At 38.8% G+C, this 23,709-nt stretch carries 23 protein-coding genes; 5 read left to right on the forward strand and 18 right to left on the reverse strand.

Annotation, left to right across the window (positions count from 1 at the left end; genetic code table 11):
- Nucleotides 1-81 precede the first annotated feature (81 nt).
- Genes TY11_RS05675 through TY11_RS05685 form a run of 3 tightly spaced genes read left to right on the forward strand, consistent with a single transcriptional unit; the run spans nt 82 to nt 2,366 of the window.
- Nucleotides 82-423 (forward strand): PadR family transcriptional regulator, encoded by a 342-nt coding sequence (locus tag TY11_RS05675; RefSeq protein ID WP_042143794.1) that lies wholly within the window; start codon nt 82-84, stop codon nt 421-423.
- A complete protein-coding gene (locus TY11_RS05680) occupies nt 420-917 on the forward strand; it encodes a hypothetical protein (protein ID WP_042143795.1) in 498 nt (165 codons plus the stop codon). Before TY11_RS05675 ends, TY11_RS05680 begins: the two co-directional genes overlap by 4 nt.
- 12 nt (nt 918-929) lie before the next feature.
- Nucleotides 930-2,366, forward strand: a complete 1,437-nt coding sequence (locus tag TY11_RS05685) for a serine hydrolase domain-containing protein (RefSeq protein WP_042143796.1) — start codon at nt 930-932, stop codon at nt 2,364-2,366.
- A 60-nt stretch (nt 2,367-2,426) separates the two neighbouring features.
- On the opposite strand, the gene TY11_RS05690 is transcribed toward TY11_RS05685, so the two are convergent.
- Nucleotides 2,427-4,637 carry an EAL domain-containing protein gene (locus TY11_RS05690; protein ID WP_052345759.1) on the reverse strand — a complete coding sequence of 737 codons (2,211 nt, stop codon included), beginning with the start codon at nt 4,635-4,637 and terminating at the stop codon, nt 2,427-2,429.
- 283 nt (nt 4,638-4,920) lie between these two features.
- Here TY11_RS05690 and TY11_RS05695 point away from each other — a divergent pair, with 283 nt between their 5' ends.
- Nucleotides 4,921-5,373, forward strand: a complete 453-nt coding sequence (locus TY11_RS05695; protein WP_042143798.1) for a threonine/serine exporter family protein — start codon at nt 4,921-4,923, stop codon at nt 5,371-5,373.
- A 292-nt stretch (nt 5,374-5,665) separates the two neighbouring features.
- Here TY11_RS05695 and TY11_RS05700 read toward each other — a convergent pair whose 3' ends face one another.
- On the reverse strand, nt 5,666-6,979 hold the full coding sequence (locus TY11_RS05700; protein ID WP_042143800.1) for a hemolysin family protein: 1,314 nt from the start codon (nt 6,977-6,979) through the stop codon (nt 5,666-5,668).
- Nucleotides 6,980-7,168: 189 nt separating this feature from the next.
- On the opposite strand from TY11_RS05700, the gene TY11_RS05705 reads away from it, so the two are divergent.
- Nucleotides 7,169-7,357 carry a YjfB family protein gene (locus tag TY11_RS05705; RefSeq protein ID WP_042143802.1) on the forward strand — a complete coding sequence of 63 codons (189 nt, stop codon included), beginning with the start codon at nt 7,169-7,171 and terminating at the stop codon, nt 7,355-7,357.
- 88 nt (nt 7,358-7,445) lie between these two features.
- Here the strand turns inward: TY11_RS05705 and TY11_RS05710 are convergent, their stop codons facing one another.
- The 16 genes from TY11_RS05710 to TY11_RS05780 form a co-directional block, all read right to left on the reverse strand.
- Nucleotides 7,446-7,817, reverse strand: a complete 372-nt coding sequence (locus TY11_RS05710) for a hypothetical protein (RefSeq protein ID WP_042143804.1) — start codon at nt 7,815-7,817, stop codon at nt 7,446-7,448.
- A gap of 421 nt (nt 7,818-8,238) precedes the next feature.
- Complete coding sequence (gene fabZ / locus TY11_RS05715) at nt 8,239-8,658, reverse strand: 3-hydroxyacyl-ACP dehydratase FabZ (protein ID WP_042143805.1); 420 nt, start codon at nt 8,656-8,658, stop codon at nt 8,239-8,241.
- A 139-nt stretch (nt 8,659-8,797) separates the two neighbouring features.
- Nucleotides 8,798-9,313 carry a DNA-directed RNA polymerase subunit beta gene (locus TY11_RS21080; protein WP_369797394.1) on the reverse strand — a complete coding sequence of 172 codons (516 nt, stop codon included), beginning with the start codon at nt 9,311-9,313 and terminating at the stop codon, nt 8,798-8,800.
- A 149-nt stretch (nt 9,314-9,462) separates the two neighbouring features.
- Nucleotides 9,463-10,284, reverse strand: coding sequence for a flagellar hook-basal body protein (locus TY11_RS05725; RefSeq protein ID WP_042143807.1), 822 nt, complete (start codon nt 10,282-10,284; stop codon nt 9,463-9,465).
- Nucleotides 10,285-10,312: 28 nt separating this feature from the next.
- Complete coding sequence (locus TY11_RS05730) at nt 10,313-11,116, reverse strand: flagellar hook-basal body protein (RefSeq protein ID WP_042143809.1); 804 nt, start codon at nt 11,114-11,116, stop codon at nt 10,313-10,315.
- A gap of 62 nt (nt 11,117-11,178) precedes the next feature.
- Complete coding sequence (locus TY11_RS05735) at nt 11,179-12,183, reverse strand: rod shape-determining protein (protein ID WP_042143811.1); 1,005 nt, start codon at nt 12,181-12,183, stop codon at nt 11,179-11,181.
- A 420-nt stretch (nt 12,184-12,603) separates the two neighbouring features.
- The gene (gene spoIIID, locus TY11_RS05740; RefSeq protein ID WP_042143816.1) at nt 12,604-12,879 is read right to left on the reverse strand and encodes a sporulation transcriptional regulator SpoIIID; all 276 of its coding nucleotides are present in this window, start codon (nt 12,877-12,879) and stop codon (nt 12,604-12,606) included.
- 534 nt (nt 12,880-13,413) lie between these two features.
- Nucleotides 13,414-13,539: a hypothetical protein gene (locus TY11_RS20970; RefSeq protein ID WP_255342654.1), complete on the reverse strand. Its 126-nt coding sequence runs from the start codon at nt 13,537-13,539 to the stop codon at nt 13,414-13,416.
- An 89-nt stretch (nt 13,540-13,628) separates the two neighbouring features.
- The gene (locus TY11_RS05745; protein WP_231495786.1) at nt 13,629-14,639 is read right to left on the reverse strand and encodes an AimR family lysis-lysogeny pheromone receptor; all 1,011 of its coding nucleotides are present in this window, start codon (nt 14,637-14,639) and stop codon (nt 13,629-13,631) included.
- Nucleotides 14,640-14,979: 340 nt separating this feature from the next.
- Nucleotides 14,980-15,864 carry a stage II sporulation protein SpoIIQ gene (gene spoIIQ, locus TY11_RS05750; protein WP_042143819.1) on the reverse strand — a complete coding sequence of 295 codons (885 nt, stop codon included), beginning with the start codon at nt 15,862-15,864 and terminating at the stop codon, nt 14,980-14,982.
- Between the two features lie 348 nt (nt 15,865-16,212).
- Nucleotides 16,213-17,370 (reverse strand): stage II sporulation protein D, encoded by a 1,158-nt coding sequence (gene spoIID, locus TY11_RS05755; RefSeq protein ID WP_042143821.1) that lies wholly within the window; start codon nt 17,368-17,370, stop codon nt 16,213-16,215.
- A gap of 243 nt (nt 17,371-17,613) precedes the next feature.
- Nucleotides 17,614-18,624, reverse strand: a complete 1,011-nt coding sequence (locus tag TY11_RS05760; protein ID WP_042143823.1) for an ABC transporter ATP-binding protein — start codon at nt 18,622-18,624, stop codon at nt 17,614-17,616.
- Between the two features lie 2 nt (nt 18,625-18,626).
- Complete coding sequence (locus tag TY11_RS05765) at nt 18,627-19,574, reverse strand: C40 family peptidase (RefSeq protein WP_042143825.1); 948 nt, start codon at nt 19,572-19,574, stop codon at nt 18,627-18,629.
- A 26-nt stretch (nt 19,575-19,600) separates the two neighbouring features.
- On the reverse strand, nt 19,601-20,692 hold the full coding sequence (locus TY11_RS05770; protein ID WP_042143827.1) for a mandelate racemase/muconate lactonizing enzyme family protein: 1,092 nt from the start codon (nt 20,690-20,692) through the stop codon (nt 19,601-19,603).
- Entirely contained in the window at nt 20,689-21,612 is a 924-nt protein-coding gene (locus tag TY11_RS05775; RefSeq protein ID WP_042143829.1) for a S66 peptidase family protein, read from the reverse strand. Before TY11_RS05775 ends, TY11_RS05770 begins: the two co-directional genes overlap by 4 nt.
- Nucleotides 21,613-22,030: 418 nt before the next feature.
- Nucleotides 22,031-23,701, reverse strand: coding sequence for a peptide ABC transporter substrate-binding protein (locus TY11_RS05780; RefSeq protein ID WP_197025061.1), 1,671 nt, complete (start codon nt 23,699-23,701; stop codon nt 22,031-22,033).
- Nucleotides 23,702-23,709 lie beyond the last annotated feature (8 nt).

Genomic DNA, 23,709 nt, shown 5'->3' on the forward strand with positions numbered 1-23,709 from the left:
ATTACACTATAATTGTAAATTCTATGTGAATAATTCCAGTATATACTTGATTCAAGTATATACTTCTGATAATCTTATGCCATGGATAAAACAAGTTTAATAAAAGGTCATTTAGAAATGTGTGTCTTATCAATTTTATCGAATGGAAAAAGTTATGGGTACGAAATTATGAAGGAGTTGGAAAAGCATCATCTAAAACTGAAAGGAGTCGGAAGCATTTATCCCATTCTAACTAAATTAAAGGATCAGGAATGGGTTGATACTTATCGTGAAATGACGGATAGCGGTAAGGTTAGGGTCTACTATGAAATTAACGAAAAAGGAAGACTTCGTTTACAACTCAAGATTAAAGAATGGCTGGAGCTACAGCATGATATTAAATCGTTATTGGCCAGTGGAACGGAAGGAGATTTACTGAAATGAATGTTCAGCTTACGATGGAAGAACAACAATTTTTACAGGAGGTATTAGCGGAGTTAGAGGAGCTTCGGGTAGGTTCAAAGGAACGCGCTATAGTGAAAGAACAGCTACTAGAACATTTCCAAGAAGCCCATGAACATGGGGATGATAGTATTTACCGATTAGGTGATCCATCCACGTTTGTACAGGACTTTTTGGAAATCAACGGAATTAACATACAATCCAATACTAAACAAACAAAACCCAAATCGGTTCGTTTAACTGTGATTGGCTTTCTGACATTTGTTGCTACTTACATCATCTCACAGCTTTGTTTTTCTCTTTTTCTTACAGACTCATTTAGTCAAGAGAGGGATCCGACACTTCAATATAATCTCTTCTATAACATATCCAGTAATACTTGGTGGAATGGTTTATTGATATTGATTAGCATTACCATTTCAGTAATCTTGACCATTCTAGCAATCTATTATACTAGAAAATCACTACATAAATAGGAGTGAAGAAGGTTGAAAACTAGAATTTCAGTAATATTAATAACTCTTTTGATAGTTTTAATACCAGTTTCTTCAGCAGTTGCATTGGATGAATCGATGAAAGACGATTTAGATTCTAATATAGAAGAATACTTAGAAGAATATCGAGTTCCCGGTGCAGCTGTTGCTCTTGTTAGGGATGGAAAAGTCTTTTACTCCAACACATGGGGTGTAACAGGTGAATCGGAGGAGCCTATTACATTAGAAACTCCTTTTACACTTGGCTCGATTAGTAAATCCCTTACAGCCCTTGCGATTGTGAAACTAATAGATGAAGGAAAAATAAACCTAGAAGATCCTGTCCAGACTCATCTATCCTGGTTTACACTTCCAGACGACCAAGCCGCTTCTCAAATTACGATTAAACACCTTCTTAGTCAAACAAGTGGATTTAGTCCTTATACTGGTCTAGCCATCTCTGACCATGAATCCAAGAGTATGTCCGCTATTCAGCATACGGCAAAAAGCCTAACTGATGCGAAACTTAGCGCAAAACCTGGCGAGATACATCAGTATAGTAATGCTAATTTCATCATTCTTGGTGCACTCATTGAAGAGGTTTCCGGTCAAGTATTTACCGAATTTATGGAGGAGCATATATTTTTACCGCTAGGAATGGAGCACGCTGCTAGTGACTATGAAAGCGCGGTAAAAAAGGGTTATCAATTGGGCTATCAATCCTGGTTTGGATTCCCGGTTAAAAGTAGTATAACCTATGATAACGGTGGAGTTCCTTATGGATACATAACTGCAAATACACAAGACATGCTTGCGTACTTAGAATTTATCCGTTCAAATGAAGGACTTCTTTCCGAGGAAAATTGGGAACTCTATCAAACTCCCGTAACAGAGACCGGTACAGACAGGTTCTATGGTTTAGGATTACGTATTACCTCTCCTGGAACAAAAGATGAGATGATTTGGCATTCTGGATCGACTGCGGATTCCCACTCTGAGTTCTTTTATTTTCCAGAATCGGATTGGGGCGGCATCATTCTAACGAATAAAAATCACATACTTGAAGAAATTGGTCTAGTACAGCTTAAGCAAGGAATCATAAACATCGTGAATGAGGATGAAGCCGTTGAAATATCTAAAAACACCCCCACCGTTCAACTTATCATACTGGGAGTAATCCTGCTTTTGGGAGTATTATTTATCTTACTCGTTAAAAAGAGAAAAGTAGTAAAACGGAAAAAGATTTGGGGAATAATTGGTTTCTTACAGTTGGTCGTAGCAGTTGCCATTATTCCACTACTAACCTTTAGTACTAGTTCCCCATGGCATGCCATTCATGTCTTTGCACCGGACCTAGCTTTTACGATTATTGTTTTAATCATAATGTTAGTTATAAATGGATTATTTTTGTTAGTTGTTTCACTAAGAAGAAGTACAGGTGCCAGGAGCTAGGCATCTCTGAATTGGTTCATACTCTTCTATTAAAATATGTAAAAAGAACGATTTGCACTACTACGGCAAATCGTTCTCCTTATTAGTTGATTTTCCTTTCCTAAACCGATCCTTCTCCACCTTCTCCGGATCTGGCTCTAATACACCTTTTACCAATATTTGCTCAAAATCCGCTACCGGAACTGGTCTTGAAAATAGATATCCCTGAATGAGATCACAGTGGCGATTTTTCAAGAAGCGATATTGTCCGTACTCCTCTACACCTTCTGCGATGATCTTCATCTTCAGGCCTTTTGCCATTTCCATCACAGAGCCAACAATGATATTATCCTTTTCAACTTGACCGTCACGGCTTTGAATAAATACTTGGTCAATTTTTAAGGTGTCCGCTTGATACTCTCGTAGGTAGTTTAATGATGCAAAACCAGTGCCAAAGTCATCGATTGCAACTCGTACCCCAAGTTCTTTTAGCTGAGCAAGTGTGTCGATAACACCTTTTTCGTTTTTCAATAGTGAACCCTCAGTGATTTCCACACCAAGGTAGGCAGTTGGCACTTCGTATGCTTCCAGCTGGCTCTTCACATATTCAGTAAACCCCTTCTTCATGAGGCGAATTGGAGAGATATTGACAGAAACCGGGATAAGTTGTAATCCTTTATTCTTCCACTCTCTAATTTGGGCACATGCTTTTTTAATAACCCAATCACTGATGTCGTTAATTAGGTGGTTTTCTTCAGCGATCGGGATGAATTCACCTGGGGAAATCAAGCCCCATTCTTTATGATTCCAGCGAATTAATGCCTCCGCCCCCATGATCTCGCCAGTTTGTGTTTCCACCAATGGCTGATAATACAGTTCAAAATCTTCTCTTTCCATTGCTTCCAGCATCTCATTTTCTAGTCTAAGTTTACGTTGGAATGCTGTATCCTTTGAATAAGAGTATAAACGGAATGTATTTCTTCCGCTTTTCTTGGAGTATGCCAGTGCTGAATGAGCTTTTTCCATTAAGGTTTTACCGGAGTCTCCATCTTCCGGATAAAAGCTTACGCCAATGCTTGAGGTCATATTGATTTCGTATTCATCGATCGTGATTGGTTGCTTAATATCCTGGATTAGATTTTCAATTAACGAAACAAGAATTTCATTTGACGAATAATCCTCAAAAAGAATGATAAAATCATTGCTCTTTAAACGTGCAACGAAGCTACTCTCCGGAAGGATTAATAATAGCCTGTTGGCGATTGTTTTTAACACTTTGTCCCCAACATGATAACCAAGTGATCCATTTATTTGAGAAAATCGATCTAAGTTTAAAAATGCAAATGCAAACGGCTTTTCCTCCAGAAATAAACTATCTAGTTTCTCATCAAGACTTCTTTGATTCGGAAGTGTTGTCAATAAGTCGTGATTCGCTGTGAATGTAAGTTGTTCCTGAGTTTTTACTTCATCTGTAATATCGGTTTGCATCCCAAAAATATGCGTTATCTTCCCATTGTCATCATAGTAAGGAGCAGTATTACACGTCAACCACTTTTCCGTTCCATCCTGATGAGTGATTCGGTAGCGCATGTTGACAGACTCACCATTTGCTAGTACTTCAATCGCTGTTTGTCGAACATATTCCTTATCATCCTGATGAACATATTTCTGGATCACAGACCGAATATCTAATTTGTCTTGATTAAAGGATTCAATTGGATAGTTATAAAGATTTGTCAGCCCTTTAGATGCATAGACTAATTTCCCAGTCTTAAATTCACTTACCCAAACCCCAATATGTAAATGATCAAAGATTAGTTTAAAGCCTTTATTTTCATTTTCTATATCCATATGATGTCGTTTACGTATGGTAATATCCTTGATGATTAGCCCAATTCCCTCTACATCTACCCCTTGGCTTTGTATGGGAACCATCAAAATCTCATAAAACTGTTTTTTACGCTTTATTTCAACTTCACACTGTACTGCATTACCACCTCGAGCACCTTGGAAAGCAGTCTCTAGTTCCTGATAAGACTTTTTCAGTAAGATTCGCTTAAAGTCGACCATATTCACTATGTTCTTGTATGGAGTCGTCTCATTATCATTTCTAGAACGTATTTCCCCATCTGAAGAGAATATCATAATTACATTAGGAGAATTATTTCCCAATGAAGCATAGTGATGTAATAGTTTATCTGTATGAGCGTCTCGACTAATGGTTGTATCGGTTATATTATTTTGAAATAACAATCGTAAGGTGTCGGATTGTGTCGAATCTTTCATAGCCATAATCGCTCTCCTTTAACTAAAATAAACAGCAACTACTCTCTTTCTAATCTAAATTATAGTATAAAGGTCCCATATTTCAAACAGTTTTCTTAATATTCTTTAGTCATTTCGGTTATTGAAGAACAAAATACGATAAATTTTGTCAAAATTTCCTGTGTTTTGGATGATATTTACACATAATAGTCCAACATTATTGAGTAATAGGACGCTTATGTCATGAATTGCAGGCGTGGTCTGGTTGGTTTACAATAGGTAGCATGTAAATGAATCGGAGGTTATTGGAATGGCAATATTAGCCCAGCTTATCACGAGCTTTATTTCTTCAGCAGGGTTTGGCATTTTGTTTAATGCACCAAAGAAAGTATTACTTCAATGTGGCTTTAACGGGATGGCTGGTTGGATTGTTTATTATTTGTTGGTTGAAAATGGAGTGGATGCTGTACCAGCTACCATAGTCGGAGCAATTCTAGTTGCGATGATCAGCCGCTTCTTTTCCAAAATGTATAAAACACCAATCATTATCTTCAACGTATCCGGCATCATCCCTCTCGTACCAGGGGGAATGGCATATAACGCCATGCGCAGCTTTGTACAAAATGACTATTTAAATGCTGTCCAGTACTCAGCTAAGGTCATGCTGCTAGCGGGTGGCATTGCAATGGGCCTGATGTTCTCAGAAGTGTTGAATCAGATTATGTTGAAGACAGCTGGAAAGAGACGGCGGACGCAGTTGTAGGGATTAGGGGGGATGATTATGGGGTTTAGCCCATCTTCTAGGGGGGTTAGGCGCATGGCTTGGGTTTTAGGGCAGATGCTCGCCGAAGTTGGGCACAACCCCTCGTGGTTCGGGCTCATCCTCTATTAAGTCGGGCTCTTCGTCAAAGTTTTTGAGCGCAACATTCCCTCGATTAGGCACATGACCAGGGCTTTCAGTCGCATGACAAAAACATCCAGCCACCACAACAAAAATAAAGAGAGATTGTAGACGCTCTCTCTAACAAAACGGCTCCAATCTCTCTCCAATTCATCTATTCATCCTCAGATTCTAATTGTTTTATCCGAGTTATCATCACTTTATCCACGCGTGCACGATCCATATCCACCACTTCCAGATTGAAATCTTCTACTTGGATTGAATCAGTTACTTTTGGTATATCACCGATATAAGTAGTAATGTAGCCTCCAAGGGTGTGTGATTCACTTCGTAGTTCTTCCAATTCATCAATATCAAAGTAACGCTTGAATGTTTCCAGTGAAATTAATCCGTCAGCTAACCAAGATACTTCGTCGCGTTTAATAATTTTAGGATCGATGTCCTCTAAGTCTGGCATATCACCGACAATACTTTCGATAAAGTCATGTAGGGTTACAAAACCTTCAATTCCCCCGTATTCATCAATGACAACTGCCTGATGTTTACCGGAGACTTTGATTTTTTCCAAGGCTTGAAATGCCATCATGGTTTCCGGAAGAACAAGGGCTTTTTCTACCAATTCATCTAATTTGAAGTCTTTTCTTTTAATTAATTCAGTGAAGACATTTTTCGTGTAAATGATACCTCGGAAATTATCGAGACTTCCTTCTCCAACTGGAAATGCTGAATGATTACTTGAACTCATGATTTCTAGGTTTTCTTCCAGAGTATCTTCCAGGTCAATCCACTCTAGATAAGTTCTCGGAGTTAGGATATCGCCTAAGCGTTGGTCACCCATGTAGAAGATTTGCTCCACCATTTCGTGCTCAATTTCTTCCACTACGCCGCTGTATACACCTTGTTCAATTAACTGGGTGATTTCTTCTTCTGTGACGTTTGGTTCATTATTTTGTTTAATACCGAATATTTTCAGTACTAATTCGGTTGATTTACTTAATAACGAAATAAGTGGCTTACCTATTTTTGAAAAATAGTACATCGGCTTTGCCACGGTAAGTGCTGTTTTTTCAGGATTGTTCATCCCGATTCGTTTTGGCACTAATTCACCAATAATTAACGATAGATATGTGGTTATCGCAATAACGATAAACATACTAATTTGCGAACTAAATGGCGCAAGTGCTTCAATTTTTGCAATATGTGGCGCTAATTGGCTAGCAATTGCTGCCCCACCAAACGCACCTGTAACCACACCAATTAAGGTAATTCCGATTTGGATTGTTGATAATAATTGATTGGGCTCTTCTGCAAGTTTAAGTGCGAATGTTGCTCTTTTATCTCCATCCTCGGCTAATTTTTCTAGCCTTGCTTTTCTAGATGTTACGATTGCAATTTCCGTCATGGCAAAAACACCGTTTGCAATAATTAATATGAGAACAATACTGATGGATACCAGTGGGATGTCCAAAATGCCATCACCATACCTTTACTTTTCTTAACACATAAGAAAATTTAATCATATTTCTCCCATTCAGTCTAATTTTTGCTACTAATTGGATTCCTATTCTCTTTCGGAGGGAATAGCATTTCAGAAAATTATAGGTACCAGTTCGTTGTTATGCTACAATAGGATTAACGGATACGAGGAGGTTTTCAAATGGATATTGCAGCACTTTCAGTTGTCATGGCAAATAGCCAAGTTCGTTCTGACGCTAGTTTGGCAATCATGTCGAATATAAAAAATCTCATGCATCAACAAGGAAATCAGCTTACTGAGATGTTGAGTAAATCGGTTCCTGAAGCTCCACATCCTACACTTGGGAAAAGTGTTGACATTAAATTGTAAGTACGTACATATGCAGACAAATAATCTACTTCTTGCCAATAAATAATCCCCGAGCGACGTTTCGCCAGGGGATTTATTTATTGCACAATTATTGATTTTCGTCGTCTTTTTTATTTTCGTCATTAGGACCTACTTCTTCGCCGCCGTGATTATCGCTATCATCACCTAAGTTATTACCATCTTCACTACCTTCATTATCTTCTAGAAGGCCGTCGTCACCGTTAGTTCCGTCAGTACCATTCATACCATTGGTACCGTCCGTGCCATTATTCATGCCGCCGTCATCCGTACCACCATTTTCAAGATTGTTATCGTTACCATTATCATCTTCTTGATTTAATGGAGCCTCGTCACCGGCAGGATCTTCGATAGGATCTTCCGTATCATCGTTACCACATGCTGCCATAAGCGATAATGCCAATACAGGCGCACCTAATTTTATAAGCCATTTCTTAGTCATATGACATTTCCTCCTTGTAATAATAACTTATCGCGAATAGTTTAACCCGATTTCCTCATACTGATACGGATTTTTTACAGAAAAATAATGTATTTGGAATAGATTTAGGGGAAATTTAGAATTTGGGAGATTAATTTAGGGATTGTTTTGAGGAATTATGTGCTTGAAATTATTGGGCATATGCCCGGTTTATGGATAAATGTTACCTGAAATTTAGGGCATGTGCCCGGTTCTTGCTAGCTTGGACATTTATTTTAAATCATGTGCCCATTTCACCATTCATTGTTACCCATCACATACTACATCTGACCAATAACCGTAACCTTTTACCCAAATCCCACGAAATTGTACAACACCCATCCAACCCTATAAAACAAAAAAAATGCCGCCACACTCTATCGTGGCAGCATTTCCTCATTCATTATTTAATTGCAAAAGTAATCTCCGCTTCACAAGCTAGTTCACCATCAACAGTTGCGATACCTTTTCCTTTTCCAACAGGGCCTTTTACGCGGATGATTTCAACTTCTAATCGTAGTTGGTCGCCTGGTTTTACCTGGCGCTTAAATCGACATTTATCAATACCGGCTAAGAATCCGATTTTGCCACGGTTTTCTTCTTTTCCTAACATGGCAATGGCTCCAGTTTGAGCTAACGCCTCCACAATTAGCACACCAGGCATTACTGGATAATCCGGGAAATGTCCTTGGAAAAATGGTTCATTTGCAGAAACATTCTTAAGGCCCACAACGCGTTGACCTTCATCCATCTCTAACACCTTGTCCACTAACAAAAATGGATAACGGTGGGGAATTGTGTTTTTGATTTCATTTATATCCAATGTAAAAACTCTCCTTTATGTATACTTTTTTCTCATTATAACAGAGAATTAGGGTTTGGTATTAGTATTTACTACTAATTTTTTTGAAAGGAACTGTAAATTGCAAAAACCTGCACTCCAATACGAGTACAGGTCCTTATTATCTTTCCTTATATACAATATCAATGATATGTTGCCAAGTTTCCCATTCTAATGCATCTCTTGGTTCACCGTCGCCTAGTCCACCATAACCGAACATTAAGCCAACACCTAAAGCAGCAACACATAGAGCTACTACAATAATAAGTCTAAGCCAAATAGGGAAAATACGAAGTCTTGGCTTTTTATTATTTCGTTTCTGTATTTTTTGTTGTTTCTTTTCTGCTTTTTGCTTCTTCTTTTGTTCTTTTCTCATTTGCTGTTGTGTTTCGGTCATTTCGACTTCTGCACTTGCAGATCTACGTCTTCTCTGCTCTTTTTTCTCTTGTTCTAAGGAAGTATTCTTTTCAGAAGCACCCTCCTCTACTTTTGGTTCAGCGGCAGGTTTTGGTTCTTCTTTCACACCTTCAATTGGTACACGCTTGGGTGGAGCAGCCTCTACCTCAATTGGTGCACTTTTTGTTGGTGTTTCTTGAGTTTCTTCCTTAGTTTTTCCAACTTGTTCTGTTGTGGACATAACTTAGTTCACCTATTTCTAGATTACATTATATCTTCCTACGTAACAAATCATAGCAAAGCCCAGTAGAGCTAGACCAAAATCCGTACAATACTCTCTTTTATACTATAAGTTATTGTCAGTAGGTGAGTCAATCATCTTTTTTCCAATTAAGAGCGTAATTGATTTACTAATCCGATCATTTGATCACCCATGGAAATGGTCCGTGCATTAAATTGGTAGGTACGTTGGGATGTGATTAAATCGGTTAATTCCTTCGCCAAATTTACGTTGGACATTTCCAATGTGCCACTTTTAACAGAGGCTGGTACTCCTTGAATAACCTCTGCTTGGTTAAATCCTAGTTCAGCTAAGTTGGGTAGGCGGAAGTTGTTGTTTCCAGTTGCTTCTAGTAATCGTGGTCGAACTGCTTCTACTACCGTTAATTGACCAACAACTTCTGTGTTAGTTCCACGTCTTACGGTAACTTGGCCATTTTCAGCAACCTGAAGATCGTTAAAGCCATCCGCAAAAGTAATTGGGCCATTCACTCCTAAAACAGGGTCACCGTCTTTGGTTGTTAGCATCACTTGATTATTTGCAAGTGGGCTTAAATAAAAGGATCCGTCTCTTGTATAGCGAGTTTCGGTCATATTATTTTCCGTTACTGAAATTTGGAATAAATGGTTTGGTTGCATGAGTGCAACATCAAGAGCGCGTCCAGTTTCTTTCAAAGTACCTAGTGACAGGTCAACGTTAATTGAACCGAGCTTTGCTCCGGAACCGACGCGTACACCATCAGGCGTTAAACGACCTTGTGCATTGGCAGGGTCGGTCATGTTATTGATTTGTTGAAATAATAGGGAAGAAAAATCTGCGTTTCTAGCTTTATATCCTGTGGTTTGACTGTTGGCCAAATTATTACCAATTAAGTCCATCTTTTGTTGGAGTTGATTCATTGTAACTGCAGCTTGAATCATTGTTCTAGACAAGACGTTCCCCTCCTTTATACTTTGTCATTTACCCAATACGACCAATTTCAGTGACTGCTTTTCCTAAACTTTCGTCATATGCTTTTAAAACACGTTGGTTCATTTCAAATGAACGGTACGATTCCATCATTTGTGTCATCGTTTGAACTGCATTTACATTAGACTGTTCTAAGAATCCTTGCTGCACGGTGTATGTAACCCCAGCTGGTACAGGCCCTACTTCCCCATTAAATAGTCCATTGCCTTCTTTTTCCAATTGGTTCGCATCATTTGCATAGGCAATGCCTAGTTGAACATTCTGAGCACCAAGTTGAAGTTGTCCCTCTGGAGTAACGGTGAATTCCATTCCTCCCGTTTGAATCGGGTTACCAGCTTGGTTCAGCACGTAATATCCTTCTGTAGTTGTTAGAAAGCCCTGTCCATCTACTGTGAAATTCCCGTTTCTTGTATAACGTTGCTCTCCATTTTCATTTTGTACGGTAAAGAAAATACTTCCCGTTTCATCTGGGAAAATACCATCTATTAATGTCAGGTCAGTGGATACACCAGTTTCTTTCAGTGCACCTTGCACATAATCTGGAACATATTCTTGCACATAAACACCGGTATTAATGGATCCAATTGGATTTTGTACCGGTAGATTTTTAGGATTTTTCGTTGGGACCGTTTGGGAGCCCATTTGGTATAAAAGCATTTCGGGAAACGATCGTAATGTTGCTTGGTCTGCTTTATAGCCTGGTGTGTTAGCATTGGCAATATTATTAGCTAACGCTTCTTGTTGTCGTTGCATCGATAGCATCCCGCTTGCTGCTGTATAAAAACCTCTTAGCATTACAATTCGTCCTCCTTTTTCAGTAGGGAAATGGGAACTCTATGACGAGTTCCCAAGTTTAATTAAACAATACCTCTTCTACGTTCAATTTTATCGATATTTTCAAGCATGATTCCTGTTCCTTTTGCCACACAATGCATTGGCTCTTCTGCAAGGAAAACAGGTACTTTTAATTCTTCTGCTAGTAGTTGGTCGATTCCGTGAATCAGCGCTCCACCACCAGTTAAGATAACACCACGATCAATAATATCAGCTGAAAGTTCCGGTGGTGTACGCTCTAGAACAGCCTTAGCACCTTGTACAATCATGTAAACTGACTCACGTAGCGCCTCTTCAATTTCATCGGAATAAACCGTAATGGTACGTGGAAGCCCTGTTACCATGTCACGTCCACGGATATCCATTTCTTCTTTACGAGAACCTTGAAAAACTGTTGCGATATTAATCTTAATATCTTCAGCAGTACGTTCTCCGATCAATAACTTATATTTACGCTTGATGTATTGAAGAATCTCCACATCAAACTTATCACCAGCCATTTTTACCGACTCGGAAGTTACGATATCCCCCATAGAAAGAACAGCAACATCAGTAGTTCCTCCGCCGATATCAACAACCATATTACCGCTCGGCTGATAAATTTCCATACCGGCACCAACTGCAGCAACTTTAGGTTCTTCCTCTAGGTATACTTTTTTACCACCAGATTTCTCCGCAGCCTCTTTAATTGCTTTTTGCTCTACTTTTGTAATGTTTGTAGGGCAGCAAATTAGCATTCTTGGCTTAGAAAGAAATCCTTTAACATTAATTTTATTTATAAAATGTTTTAACATTGCTTCAGTCACGTCAAAATCGGCAATTACACCATCTTTTAATGGGCGAATTGCTTCAATATTTCCTGGTGTCCGTCCAACCATACGACGAGCAGCTTCTCCAACCTCTAACACTCTGCCAGTGTTACGATCCATTGCTACTACAGATGGTTCATCCAATACAATTCCTTTTCCCTTCACATGAATCAACACATTGGCTGTTCCAAGGTCAATTCCTATATCCCTAGAAAACATCAAAATCCTCCTCGTTTATTACGTTCCGCACCTGTCCAAAAACACAATGCTACTTATATCATATATTACCACAAAGTTTGACATAAAACTGCAATATTTTCAAAAAGAAATGGGAAATTTTGTTTAGTAGTAGTAGGGATGGGGTATTGAGGTGGATGGGGGTGCATTAATTAGGGGCTGCGGGCGCATGGTACCTGGGATTTGGCACATGTCCTTACTTATCAGGCTCATGGTGATTTGATTCTGGCACATGATAATCAAATCCAGGCTGATGCCACGACCTCAAACAAAAAACACATCCTAAAACTGGATGCGTTTTCCGTCATACCGTCTTCAAAAACTTGCTTCATTTCTAACATCCCAATTAAATAAGTACTCGCATTCACCTCCTTTAGAAGATGATGGTAACCGTCTAGGGTGTTAATTTACTGTTGTTACTTTTTCTGTGTCGCTGGTTTTGTACTTTTTACGGGTTGCTTCTCCGCCACGTAGGTGTCGGATGGATTTGTGGTACTCCAGAATTTCTTTTACCTTTTGGGCTAATTCTGGGTTGATTTCTGGTAGCCTTTCGGTCAAATCTTTATGGACTGTGCTTTTAGAAACACCAAATTCTTTGGCTATCACTCGGACGGTTTTCCTCGTTTCGACGATATGTTCGCCAATCCTGATAGTTCTTTCTTTGATGTAATCGTGCACACCGTTCGCCTCCCTAGTTGAATATTTCCCTGAGGTGTAGACATGAGACTAGGTGATCCCAAAAATGAACACGCCATTTCAGGTAGTCCACCCATGCAAATATTGTTGCAGGATGGATGTTCAGTGGCTTGTTAGTGTGGTTACTTTAGGTGTTGAGTTACATATTTATAGCAACTTGTGAACAACAGTACAAAGTAAGTTAGAATAAATAAACGACTAAATTTTTAAGATATTCTTTTTTAAGGCAATATGTAATCAAGCAAATAGGATGTTTTATAAAGAGCCACATAAGCTCTCACCTCAGACTTACTGAATGCTTGGTTTGTAACATTTTATTATCGTAAGGGCTGGATTATGATAAAAAAAGGATAGAAAGGTTGAGGGGACAAGTTGTTTTTTATTTTATTTTGAATTTTCCTTTATTTTTCCTTATAAAATCCCTCCAAATAAAAATAGAACCAAAAACTCTATACAATATAGATGTATAGAACTTTTGGTTTCTATATGAATGGGTTCAACTATTTAATTTATATTTCATGCGGTTGAATCTAATTCCCCGTACTCGGGGTCTGCAAATAATGAGCTTGTAGGCTGAATTAATGTGAAAAGCAATGCAAAACCTAAAAGTGTTTTAACTAAGTTAGTTTTGATTTCTTTCATGTTATTCCTCCTCCCTCATTTCTTCTTTAATGATACATTCAAGTTGAATCCCATCATTAACGATTCCACCGTATTCCCGAATTCTCTCTCTATAATCCCAATTTTTTTATCGCATTCATCGGTAATCTGCTAAAAAAATAGTCACTTCTTTCCACGAACATTCTGCATGACTCCGATAAAAGAGTTTTATCCTTCTTGGCAAGTCCCATGTAATACATCTTAAATGGGCTCTCTGTATATATATCCCCTAATAATTCAATCGCTTTTTCGTTATTTCCTTTTGCGATTTCAAGATGAGCTTGTTCGCTAATATCATCTGTTACTACTCCATTTGTTCTACCAAAGTGGGCAGCAAAGAATGGAATTGATTTATTATTAATGGAGTGTATGAATTTTTTAAGATTAAACTTTTCAGCAATTTTTAATGCTTCCTTTAAATGGTACATACCTTGATAATACGTATCAAAGGAATAAGTTAACGCTAGGTTCATATGTAAATTCACTTTTGTGGTTGGACTATTTGTTTGGTTTAGTGCTCTAAATGCATATTTTCTTGCCATGATTAACTCATTACGAGTCCAATAATAAACGAATAATTTTTGATAAGTCCTTAAATTAAAGCTGGAAAGAATATAATTATCTTGAATCGATTCAAATAATTCCTGTTGCCTTTCCAAAAAGTTGCCAAATTGGTTAAAATCCATTTGGCTGAAGTATGTATCCACGATAACAAGTTCAATTAAACATTTTAGTTCTGGATCAGGAGGAATCATTTCTTGTAAACGCGTTCGCATTTCCCCAACTGAATATTTCCTATCACGGCGGTCTAAGATAATTTGATAAACCTCCGCCCATAATTGGTTGGATGGGTTATTGGATAGTTGGTTTTTTGTGATCAAGATTCTAAGATCATCATAAAAACCATTCATATATAAGAATTCCATACCCTTTTTCCGAATCTCATTAGTAGATGATTGTAAGCAGAATTTACGTGTTAGATCAATTACTTCTTCCTCTTCATGATCTTGGGACAGTAATAAAATAATTTGTCCAATGGATAATTCAGCACTCTCTGAAATTGGCGTCAACGACTCTGGCATTATGCTTATATTTCCATAACTCATTTTTTGGGGACCATTCCTTTCAATATACATAGGCATCTGTTAGATAATTTATATTAATGAAAGTTACTAGACTGTGAAAACTATTTTGTCTATTAAATGTGATATATTATATTCTAGTAAAATTAATGCAATTTAATAGTAACATATAAATTCCTAGTTAAAAGGTATAATCGTTCGACATATTTCTTATGGAAACATTGAATTTGTAGGATTTTTGACAGATTATGCAATTGTTAGCTAGTAGAAGTTTTTTGAAGAAAGAATTCTGCAAAAAAAAGAAATCCTAGCATGTTAATTTACTAGGATTTCTAACTAATTATTCTGCTGAATCCGTTGAATTTTCTTCCTGGTTTGGTTCATCTGTAGATTCTTCTGTTGAATCTTCTTTTGATTCTTCTGTTTCAGTTTCGGACGTTTCGCCCTCGCCTGTCTCTTCAGAATTTGCATCGTTTGAATCTACTTCTTCAGAGCTAATGCTAGAAGTATCCTCTTCAGATACATCTTCAGACTCTGTGCTTTCTAGCTTACTTACTGGTTGATTAAAGAATTCTTCTGGGTTAAATACTTTTGCATCTTTTCTGATTTCAAAATGTACATGGACGCCATTGTCTTGGCCGAAGATATTTTCTCCAGCTGTACCAATAACATCACCCTGTTTTACTTCATCCTGTGGCTGTACACCAACTTCTCCTAGACTAGCATAATAGGTTGTTACCCCATTATCATGTGATAGAACGACAACATTTCCTAATAATGGATCTTCTTTGACCTCCGAAACTGTTCCGCTTAGTGCTGCTAGTACATCAAATGCTTCACCGTTTGGATAGACGATGTCAACTCCTGTACTTTGGTAATAGCGGTTGTTATGAAGAATCAGTGCACTTTCGCGATCTTCTTGAGATGCATCGTAATCAAAGAACTTCGTTACGATTTCAGCTTGTTCCTGGTCTGCCACAGGCATCTTGATTACTTCCTGTGAATCCATTACAGGCGCTGCATCCTCATCATGCGGATTTGGTGTATAATTATCACCTAACTCTTGGTCATCCCCAGCTTCTGGTAATTGATTATCAATATTTTGATACCAAACTACTACTGCTAATAATAAAGCAGCAATCGTTAAGTACACCGCAGGGAAAAACCATTTCTTACGGAAAATTGATTGGCCACCTTTTTTTGGCGTTTTGTTTTCCTCTTTCATTTATTCATCACCTCACCAACCATTCTGAACAGAAAATGAAAAATCTATACATTTTCTAAAACTTTTTTTATATTTTTATGCATTTTTTAACTGGTTTTGGGGATATTAAAGGTTTTAAGTGGGAGTTGGGATGATATTTGGTAGTATGGTTGGCGGGGTTTGGTAGAATGGTTGGGTGGTGAGAAGCTGGAATTTGAGTGTGGTAGGATTGGGGATGTGACCAAAACGAGCAACCATACTCCCTATCCCAGAAAACTTGTGACCCATTAAACAGGGCCTCCCACCCCCAATAGTTTAACAAAATACAATAACCCCCAGAGCCTAAGCTCCAGGGGCTAACTAACTTATTTACTGCATGACCAATGCTGGCACTGCTTCATCCATTTTACTAATTTCTACATCTTTATAATAATACTTCACGATGTCTTGGTATGTTTTTCCTTCTTTGGCCATTCCGTTAGCACCGTATTGGCTCATGCCTACGCCGTGTCCGTTTCCTTTTGTGGTGAAGATGAGGTAATTGTCTTTTTGTTTAATGGTAAAGTCATTGGAGCGTAATTTGAGTTTTTCTCGTACTTCCCGACCGGTGAACTTGTTACCTTCGAGGTTTAACTCACCAATGCGTTTACTATCCGTTCTAGTTGCTTCGATTACAAGTTGCTTGTTGTTTGGAAGATCTATTCCTAATGCTGTCTCCACCTGTTCAAATGTAAATGTTTCTTGATCTAAGTAATATGGGGAGGCCTCATCCCATGGGCTAGGCACACTTCGCAAATATGGAATCTCATTAATATAGTAATCTTCGGAGTTCTCGGTAAACCCATTGCTCGTTGAGAAGAATTGCGGGTCGATGGGTTTGTCATTATGTGTAATAATTTGACCTTTGGTTGCGAGAACCGCTTCTGAGATTTTTTTCATATTTTGACTGTAATTAGTACCCCATTTTGCTCGAAGTTCAGCATCATTTTTATAAACTTGATCTTGAATTGTATCTGTCACATCTGCTGTATCTTCTTCTGTTTGGTATAACATTTTATTGACGACATAAGTTCTTGCAGCAAGTGCTTGGGCTTTTAGTGCCTCTAGTTCAAATTCAACTGGCATTTCCTCAGCAACCACACCCGTTATATAAGCCTCCAGTGGTACGTTTTCAATTTGGTCTGTTTGTGTGCGCATGACTGCTACTTCTACAGCTGAATCCTCTATTAATCCCGTTGTCTCCACACTGTTGGTTTCACTTTTCTGTTGATCAATGGATTGTGATTGCACCTCACTATTCGAAATAAATGGAATGACGATTAATGTCGGAACGGCAAGAATGATAAATACCAGGCTAAACATGAATGCTGCTGGTCCTTTCCATTTAATGCCCCTTGTACTCATCGGTGCTCTCGGTCTTTTATTCGTTATGGTCGCTAATCGTTTTTGTAGAATCTGTTGCTTCGATACAGATTTTTTCTTTTTTAATTTTTGGATTTGTTTGATGGTGTGTTTATTGGTTTTCAAAGGCACCCTCCTCCTGAGACTTTTTCATTTCTAGCATTCCTACTATTAAACTTATACAGTTAGGGAAAATAATAGAACTAGAATTTTAATAAACTAGTGGAGGGGATTTAATAGGACAGGCTTAAAAGTATTTATAATGAAGATAATAAAATGATGTAGGATAAAATTAAATACCAATTCTATATTTACAAACCAAAAATAAAAGGTTGCCTCACCGCAGTGTAAGACAACCTCATCCTATAACTACCTAATATTCACAACCGGCTCCTTCGCCTTATCCTTCTTCACATTCTCATTGTACAAATGGCATGCGACAAAATGATTATCTTCCACTTCCTGCCATTCTGGTTTTTCCTTACCACAGATTTCCATGGCGAATGGGCAGCGGGTACGGAATACACAGCCACTTGGTGGGTTGATTGGACTTGGGAGTTCTCCTTGTAAAATAATTCTTTCCCTGGACTCCTCGATATCCGGGTCTGGAATTGGGATGGCGGATAGCAATGCTTTTGTATATGGGTGAAGTGGATTTTCATAGAGACTCTCACTCACGGTTAACTCCACCATGTTTCCTAAATACATAACGCCGATCCGATCGGAAATTTGCTTCACCATAGACAAGTCATGGGCAATAAACAAAAATGTCAGACCTTTTTCCTCTTGTAGTTGTTTTAATAGATTCACCACTTGTGCTTGAACAGACACGTCTAGGGCTGAGATTGGTTCATCGGCAATGATAAAATCTGGATTTAAGGCTAGTGCACGAGCTATCCCAATCCGCTGGCGCTGTCCACCACTAAATTCATGTGGATAACGGTTTGCATGGTCTCTATTTAACCCAACCTCTTCCAAAAGTTGGTAGACTCGCTCATTTTGTTCTTTTTTGCTTTTATAAAGTTTGTGAACTTCCATCGGCTCCGAGATGACCTCACGTACGGTCGAGCGGGGGTTAAGGGAAGCGTATGGGTCTTGGAAAATCATTTGCATCTTTTGGCGTAGTTTAAAGAGTTCTTTTTCACTTAAGTTGTGGACATTTTCGCTGTTAAATAAAACATCCCCTTCTGTTTTGTTGTAAAGTCCGATGATGGTTCGACCAATTGTTGACTTTCCACAGCCGGATTCCCCTACGAGCCCAAATGTTTCTCCCTTATTAACATGAAATGTTACGTCGTTAACGGCTTTTAAGACTCGATTTTTTCCTAGGTTAAAATGTTTCTTTAGATTTTTGATTTCTAATATTTTTTCTTCTGCCATGGCTATTCAGGCTCCCTTCCCCAGTATCGTCTTGCAATACAAAGCTCCCGCTCATATTTCGTATCTGCCAAACAAACAATCTCAATTCCTCGACCTGTCATCGGGGAATGTAGCATCTTTCCATCTCCATAATAAAACCCAACATGATGGATTCTTCCTTTTCCTTCTTCATATGCGAAAAATAGTAAGTCCCCTGGCTTTAGTTGATCAATTGGAATCTCTTTACCGTGCATTGCTTGGTCAGATGCATCCCTACTAATCTGGAAACCATTTGCTTTATGCATGGCATAGGCAAAGCCAGAGCAATCATAGCCAAAAGAACTCATTCCACCCCACAGATAATCAAGACCGATGTATGGTTCTCCCGCTTTAATAATGCTTAATCCATCGCCAAGTTTGCCACCTTTATCAGTAGGAAAAATTGCAATATGCTCTCTTGGCAAATAGCCCTTTCCATGAGGTGTGTGGACAGCTACACGGGATTCTTCTTTTTTCGCTACCGGTAAACAAGTCATATAACTCAGCTTTATGATTTTATCCCCTGATTCATCTTCTAACCAGACATGCTTTTCCGTAACCGCAGCTGTTTCTGGTCGAAGCCATTCATCCCGCTTCACTTCTTTTAATTGATAAAGTGGAACCCATCCAGGATAGCCATTTTCATCCTTTTTGGATGGCTGGCTAGGAATAATAATTCTTGCCCAGTCTCCTTTTACTTCTGTCACGAGAATCGCTTCCCCATATAACACTTGTGTTTGTACCCGGTTATCATTACATAAAGCTACTTTTTCTTCAGTTGATAGATCGGTTAGCCATTTTTCAATGTCTGTTGGGTTCCCTGTTGCCAATGAATCTATCTCCCTCGGGGACTCGGGATTTGTCCAAACGGTTCCAACTTGAACCGCTGCTACATGAAATGTTTCTGGTAATAGAAATGATTGTTTGAACATAGTATTGCTCCTTTCTCGATGAACTTTTAGAGGATATATTCTTGATGAAGCCCTTCGATTCCTAATCCTTTTCCGCTTCCAAAAGTAATTAAACTTTCCTTATATGTAATTCCACCTTTAATCAAATCTCCCGCAAGCATTAGTGGGGCATCAAAGTCAAAGTATTTTATATTTGGTTGGCTTGCCGCAAAGTGTGCTGCAGCTGTTATCCCAATCTTAGATTCAATCATACTACCAACCATGCATGAAATGCCGTAAACATTTGCTAGTTTGGCAATATTAAGTGCTTCATGGATTCCGCCCGCTTTCATTAGTTTGATATTAATCAAATCTGCAGCTCCCAGCTCTAGAACTGCCCTTGCATCCTTTGCGGAAAAGACACTTTCATCTGCCATGATTGGAATCTGCGAATGTTCAGTCACGTATTTGAGACCCTTTAAATCATATGCTTTAACCGGTTGTTCGATAAATTCAATTTGCAACCCAAGGTCTTCCATCTTTTGGATGGAACGGACAGCTACTTTTGGCTCCCATCCTTGGTTTGCATCAAGGCGAATGGTAACATCGGGCCCAATTCGATCACGGATTGCTTGGATTCTCTCGATATCCATGTTGATCTCATCTTTCCCAACCTTTACTTTTAAAACAGAAAACCCATCCTTTACATAGCCCTCTGCATCATCCGCCATTTCTTCTGGACTGTTTACACTTACCGTGTAATCCGTTTCGATTCTTTCTTGATACCCACCTAAAAACTGGGTCAGGCTCATGTTAGCCTGTTGGGCGATACAATCGTATAGTGCCATGTCAATTGCAGCTTTGGCGCTGGTGTTCCCTACTATTAGGCTATTGATTTTTTTAAAAAGGGCCTCTCGGTCTAGAATAGACAGTCCAGTTAAAGCTGGTTTGAAAACATCATTTATTGCATAGTGAATGCTTGCTAATGTATCTCCTGTAATCACATGTGTTGGTGGAGCCTCTCCCCACCCAACAATGCCATTGTCACAAGTCACTCTGACTACAATGGTTTCCGCAACTCTCACGGTTCGGAGTGCTGTTTTGAATGGTTTTTTCAATGGTACTGCTGCTTTATAGGTATCGATTTGCTGTATTTTCATGTATTTGTCACTCCAGGCATGATGGTTAATGTTTTATCGGTTGTATTTAGTATTGCGCTGACCCCCAGTGGGACAGCAAAATGTGGGAAGCAATGGCCAATTTTAAAGCCAGTCATTACTGGACAGGATAGGTCAGCTAAAAAATGGTGGAAAACTTCTTCTAAGGTTAAGGATGGTTTACTTTTCGGCTCCGCATTCGCAAAATCACCCACTACAATTCCCGCTGCTTGCTCCAGTTTTCCTGCTAGCTTCAATTGGTTCAACATGGAGTCAATCCGATATGGTTGTTCATCGATGTCCTCTAGGAGTAAGATTTTTCCTCTTGTGTCGATTTCATATTCTGTTCCTAGAGTACTTGTAAGTAATGCTAGATTGCCACCAACTAAATCTCCCGTACCTTCCCCTTCCACTAAAACATTCAGTTGTGAGATGCTTTCGTTATATTGTAGTGGTGTTGGTTCGAATAATTGCAAAAAGGATGTTGCCGATATGTCATCAAAATTAGGATCTGCTACATCAGAGGCTAGCATTGGCCCATGGAAGGTAATGAGACCAGTTCTTTGCTGGATAGCTGTATGTAAATAGGTAATGTCGCTATAGCCCCAGATGATTTTGGGATGCTTAGCGATGACATCATAATCAATAGAATCAACGAATCGTCCGGTTCCATAGCCACCACGTGCGAAAATAATGGCTTTCACTTCGTCATCTGTGATCATGTCGTAAAAATCAGATAAGCGTTCTTCATCTGTTCCGGCTAAATAGCCATGTACTTTTTCTATGTTTTTCCCTAGTTTCACTTGGAGGCCGAGTTTAGTGAAAAAGGGAATGGCTTTTTCGAGGTGTTTCATATTTGGAGGGCTTGCAGGGGCAATTACACCAATAGTATCACCTTTTTTTAGGGCTTTTGGTTGTAGCATATGTATACCTTCTTTCTGTTTTATGTCATCGAATTAACTAGTAAGGGGAGTTTGCTCTTCAGTAACGCTTATCACAAACATTCTCAATTTTAACTCAAGCTAAAATGCATATGACATCAGTGCTCATGAACATTTAGAAGAGAAAAGTATTTTGAAATGTTTATGAAGACCTTTCTCATGAACATTTTAAAGCTGTAATCATACAAAAAGTATATGATCGCGGCTCTCATGTATCTTAAGATACGATAAGCATATAGAAATGTTTATGAAGACCTTTCTCATGAACATTTTAAAGAGAATTCATGCTATAAAGTATATGATGTCAGTCATGTATAGTTAGTAGTGACAGGCTTGAAGCTATTCGTTTAAAAAGGAGTGGCTCATCATGGTGAATGAGCCATTCCTTGGTTAATTCAACTTACTTCTTATCCGCATACTTCAAATCAAAGTATCCAACTGGATGGCGTAGTATTCCTTCTACTCCATCTGCTTCTAGTACTACAGTATTGTAGTAACGGATTGGTATTGCAATCATTTCATCTGCTAGCATTTTTTCAGCATCATAAAGGGCTTGCCAACGTTCTTCTTCATCTGTTGCTGATTTACCTTTTGCAATTAGTGCATCATACTCTTCGCTAGAGAAACCTGTACGGTTCATGTAAGAATCCGTGATGAAGCTTTCTAAGAAGTTAACTGGGTCATTGTAGTCATTGATGAATGAACTACGTGAGAATTGTAGCTCTAATGCTTTTTGTGCTTCAGAGAATACGTTCCACTCTTGGTTTTCAAGAGTTACCTCTACACCTAAATTCTCATTGAACATACCGTGTAATGCTTCTGCAACGGCCTTGTTTGTATCACTTGTGTTGTAGCTTAACGTGATTGGTGGTAACTCATCATAGCCTTCTTCTGCCATACCTTCTTCTAGTAACTGTTTCGCCTTTTCAGGGTCAAATTCTACTAAATCACCATTTACATCGCGGAAGTCTTCACCTGTAGGGCTTGTATAACCAGGGTTAATGAATCCATATGCAGGCTCTACTCCATTTTTCACAACGAATTCAGCAATGTCATCACGATTTACCGCATAGGAGAATGCTTGGCGAATCTTCTTGTTTTGGAATGGTTCCATTTCAAGATTAAAACGGAAGAATTCCAATCCTCCATATGGGCCAATAAATACGTTATCTCCATCAATTAATTGATCAGACAATTCTGGAGGAATACCTGCTGTATCCAGTTCTCCAGCTTCAAACATTTGATATTGTGTGTTCGTGTCGTTAACCATAGCAAAATGTACCTTATCCAATTTCACAGCACTTGCATCCCAATAATGTTCGTTTTTCACGAATACCATTTCTTCATCATGCTTCCATGATTCTAATTTAAATGGACCGTTTCCAACGAATGTTTCAGCTTCTGTATGCCAATCCGGATTTGCTTCAGCTACTTTATGGTTGATTGGGAAGAATGCTGGATTCGTTAATACGTCTAGGAAGAATCCAGTTGGTTGAGCTAAGACAACTTCTAAAGTTTTCTCATCCACTGCTGTTACTTTTACATCATCAGCAGATCCTTCTCCACTATTATATGCCTCTGCTCCCTCAATAAAATAACCAAGGAATGCTGCTGCAGAAGCTGTTTCAGGGTCTAGCATGTATTTCCACGCAAATTCAAAGTCGGCTGCCACAACCGAGTCGCCGTTTGACCATTTGGCATTTTCACGTATAGTGAAGGTGTAGGTTAAACCATCATCAGAAATTTTCCAGTCCTCCGCTACCCCTGCAGCTGCGCGGTGGTCTGCATCTAAACGCGTTAAACCTTCCATTAAGTTATTTAATGGATCCCAAGATACCGCGTCAAACCCAATAGATGGATCTAATGATGTTGGCTCGGTACTATTATTTAATCGAAGTACTTTTTCGTCTGATGCTGCTTCATCGTCTGTAGCATCCCCATCACCAGTTTCCCCTGGTTCTTCAACTGGATCTTTTTCTTCCGGGTCTTTACCCGCGTCTTCTGAAGCAGTACAGGCAGCTAGGAAAAATACTGTCAGTACAGCTATCAGCAAAAAGAGAAGTTTCTTCATCCTTATCC

Source organism: Paucisalibacillus algeriensis, from assembly GCF_000577245.1.
GTDB lineage: Bacteria > Bacillota > Bacilli > Bacillales > Amphibacillaceae > Ornithinibacillus.

What these genes read in the sequence shown, in the direction of transcription:
- TY11_RS05675 (WP_042143794.1), top strand. Translation starts at nt 82, where the DNA reads ATGGATAAAACAAGTTTAATAAAAGGTCATTTAGAAATGTGTGTCTTA.
- TY11_RS05680 (WP_042143795.1), top strand. Translation starts at nt 420, where the DNA reads ATGAATGTTCAGCTTACGATGGAAGAACAACAATTTTTACAGGAGGTA.
- TY11_RS05735 (WP_042143811.1), bottom strand. Translation starts at nt 12,183, where the DNA reads ATGTTTTCTAGGGATATAGGAATTGACCTTGGAACAGCCAATGTGTTG.
- TY11_RS05745 (WP_231495786.1), bottom strand. Translation starts at nt 14,639, where the DNA reads ATGCCAGAGTCGTTGACGCCAATTTCAGAGAGTGCTGAATTATCCATT.
- TY11_RS05770 (WP_042143827.1), bottom strand. Translation starts at nt 20,692, where the DNA reads ATGAAAATACAGCAAATCGATACCTATAAAGCAGCAGTACCATTGAAA.
- TY11_RS05690 (WP_052345759.1), bottom strand. Translation starts at nt 4,637, where the DNA reads ATGGCTATGAAAGATTCGACACAATCCGACACCTTACGATTGTTATTT.
- TY11_RS20970 (WP_255342654.1), bottom strand. Translation starts at nt 13,539, where the DNA reads ATGAAAGAAATCAAAACTAACTTAGTTAAAACACTTTTAGGTTTTGCA.
- TY11_RS05780 (WP_197025061.1), bottom strand. Translation starts at nt 23,701, where the DNA reads ATGAAGAAACTTCTCTTTTTGCTGATAGCTGTACTGACAGTATTTTTC.
- TY11_RS05705 (WP_042143802.1), top strand. Translation starts at nt 7,169, where the DNA reads ATGGATATTGCAGCACTTTCAGTTGTCATGGCAAATAGCCAAGTTCGT.
- TY11_RS05710 (WP_042143804.1), bottom strand. Translation starts at nt 7,817, where the DNA reads ATGACTAAGAAATGGCTTATAAAATTAGGTGCGCCTGTATTGGCATTA.
- spoIIQ (WP_042143819.1), bottom strand. Translation starts at nt 15,864, where the DNA reads ATGAAAGAGGAAAACAAAACGCCAAAAAAAGGTGGCCAATCAATTTTC.
- TY11_RS05760 (WP_042143823.1), bottom strand. Translation starts at nt 18,624, where the DNA reads ATGGCAGAAGAAAAAATATTAGAAATCAAAAATCTAAAGAAACATTTT.
- TY11_RS05730 (WP_042143809.1), bottom strand. Translation starts at nt 11,116, where the DNA reads ATGCTAAGAGGTTTTTATACAGCAGCAAGCGGGATGCTATCGATGCAA.
- TY11_RS05775 (WP_042143829.1), bottom strand. Translation starts at nt 21,612, where the DNA reads ATGCTACAACCAAAAGCCCTAAAAAAAGGTGATACTATTGGTGTAATT.
- TY11_RS05765 (WP_042143825.1), bottom strand. Translation starts at nt 19,574, where the DNA reads ATGTTCAAACAATCATTTCTATTACCAGAAACATTTCATGTAGCAGCG.
- TY11_RS21080 (WP_369797394.1), bottom strand. Translation starts at nt 9,313, where the DNA reads ATGTCCACAACAGAACAAGTTGGAAAAACTAAGGAAGAAACTCAAGAA.
- TY11_RS05695 (WP_042143798.1), top strand. Translation starts at nt 4,921, where the DNA reads ATGGCAATATTAGCCCAGCTTATCACGAGCTTTATTTCTTCAGCAGGG.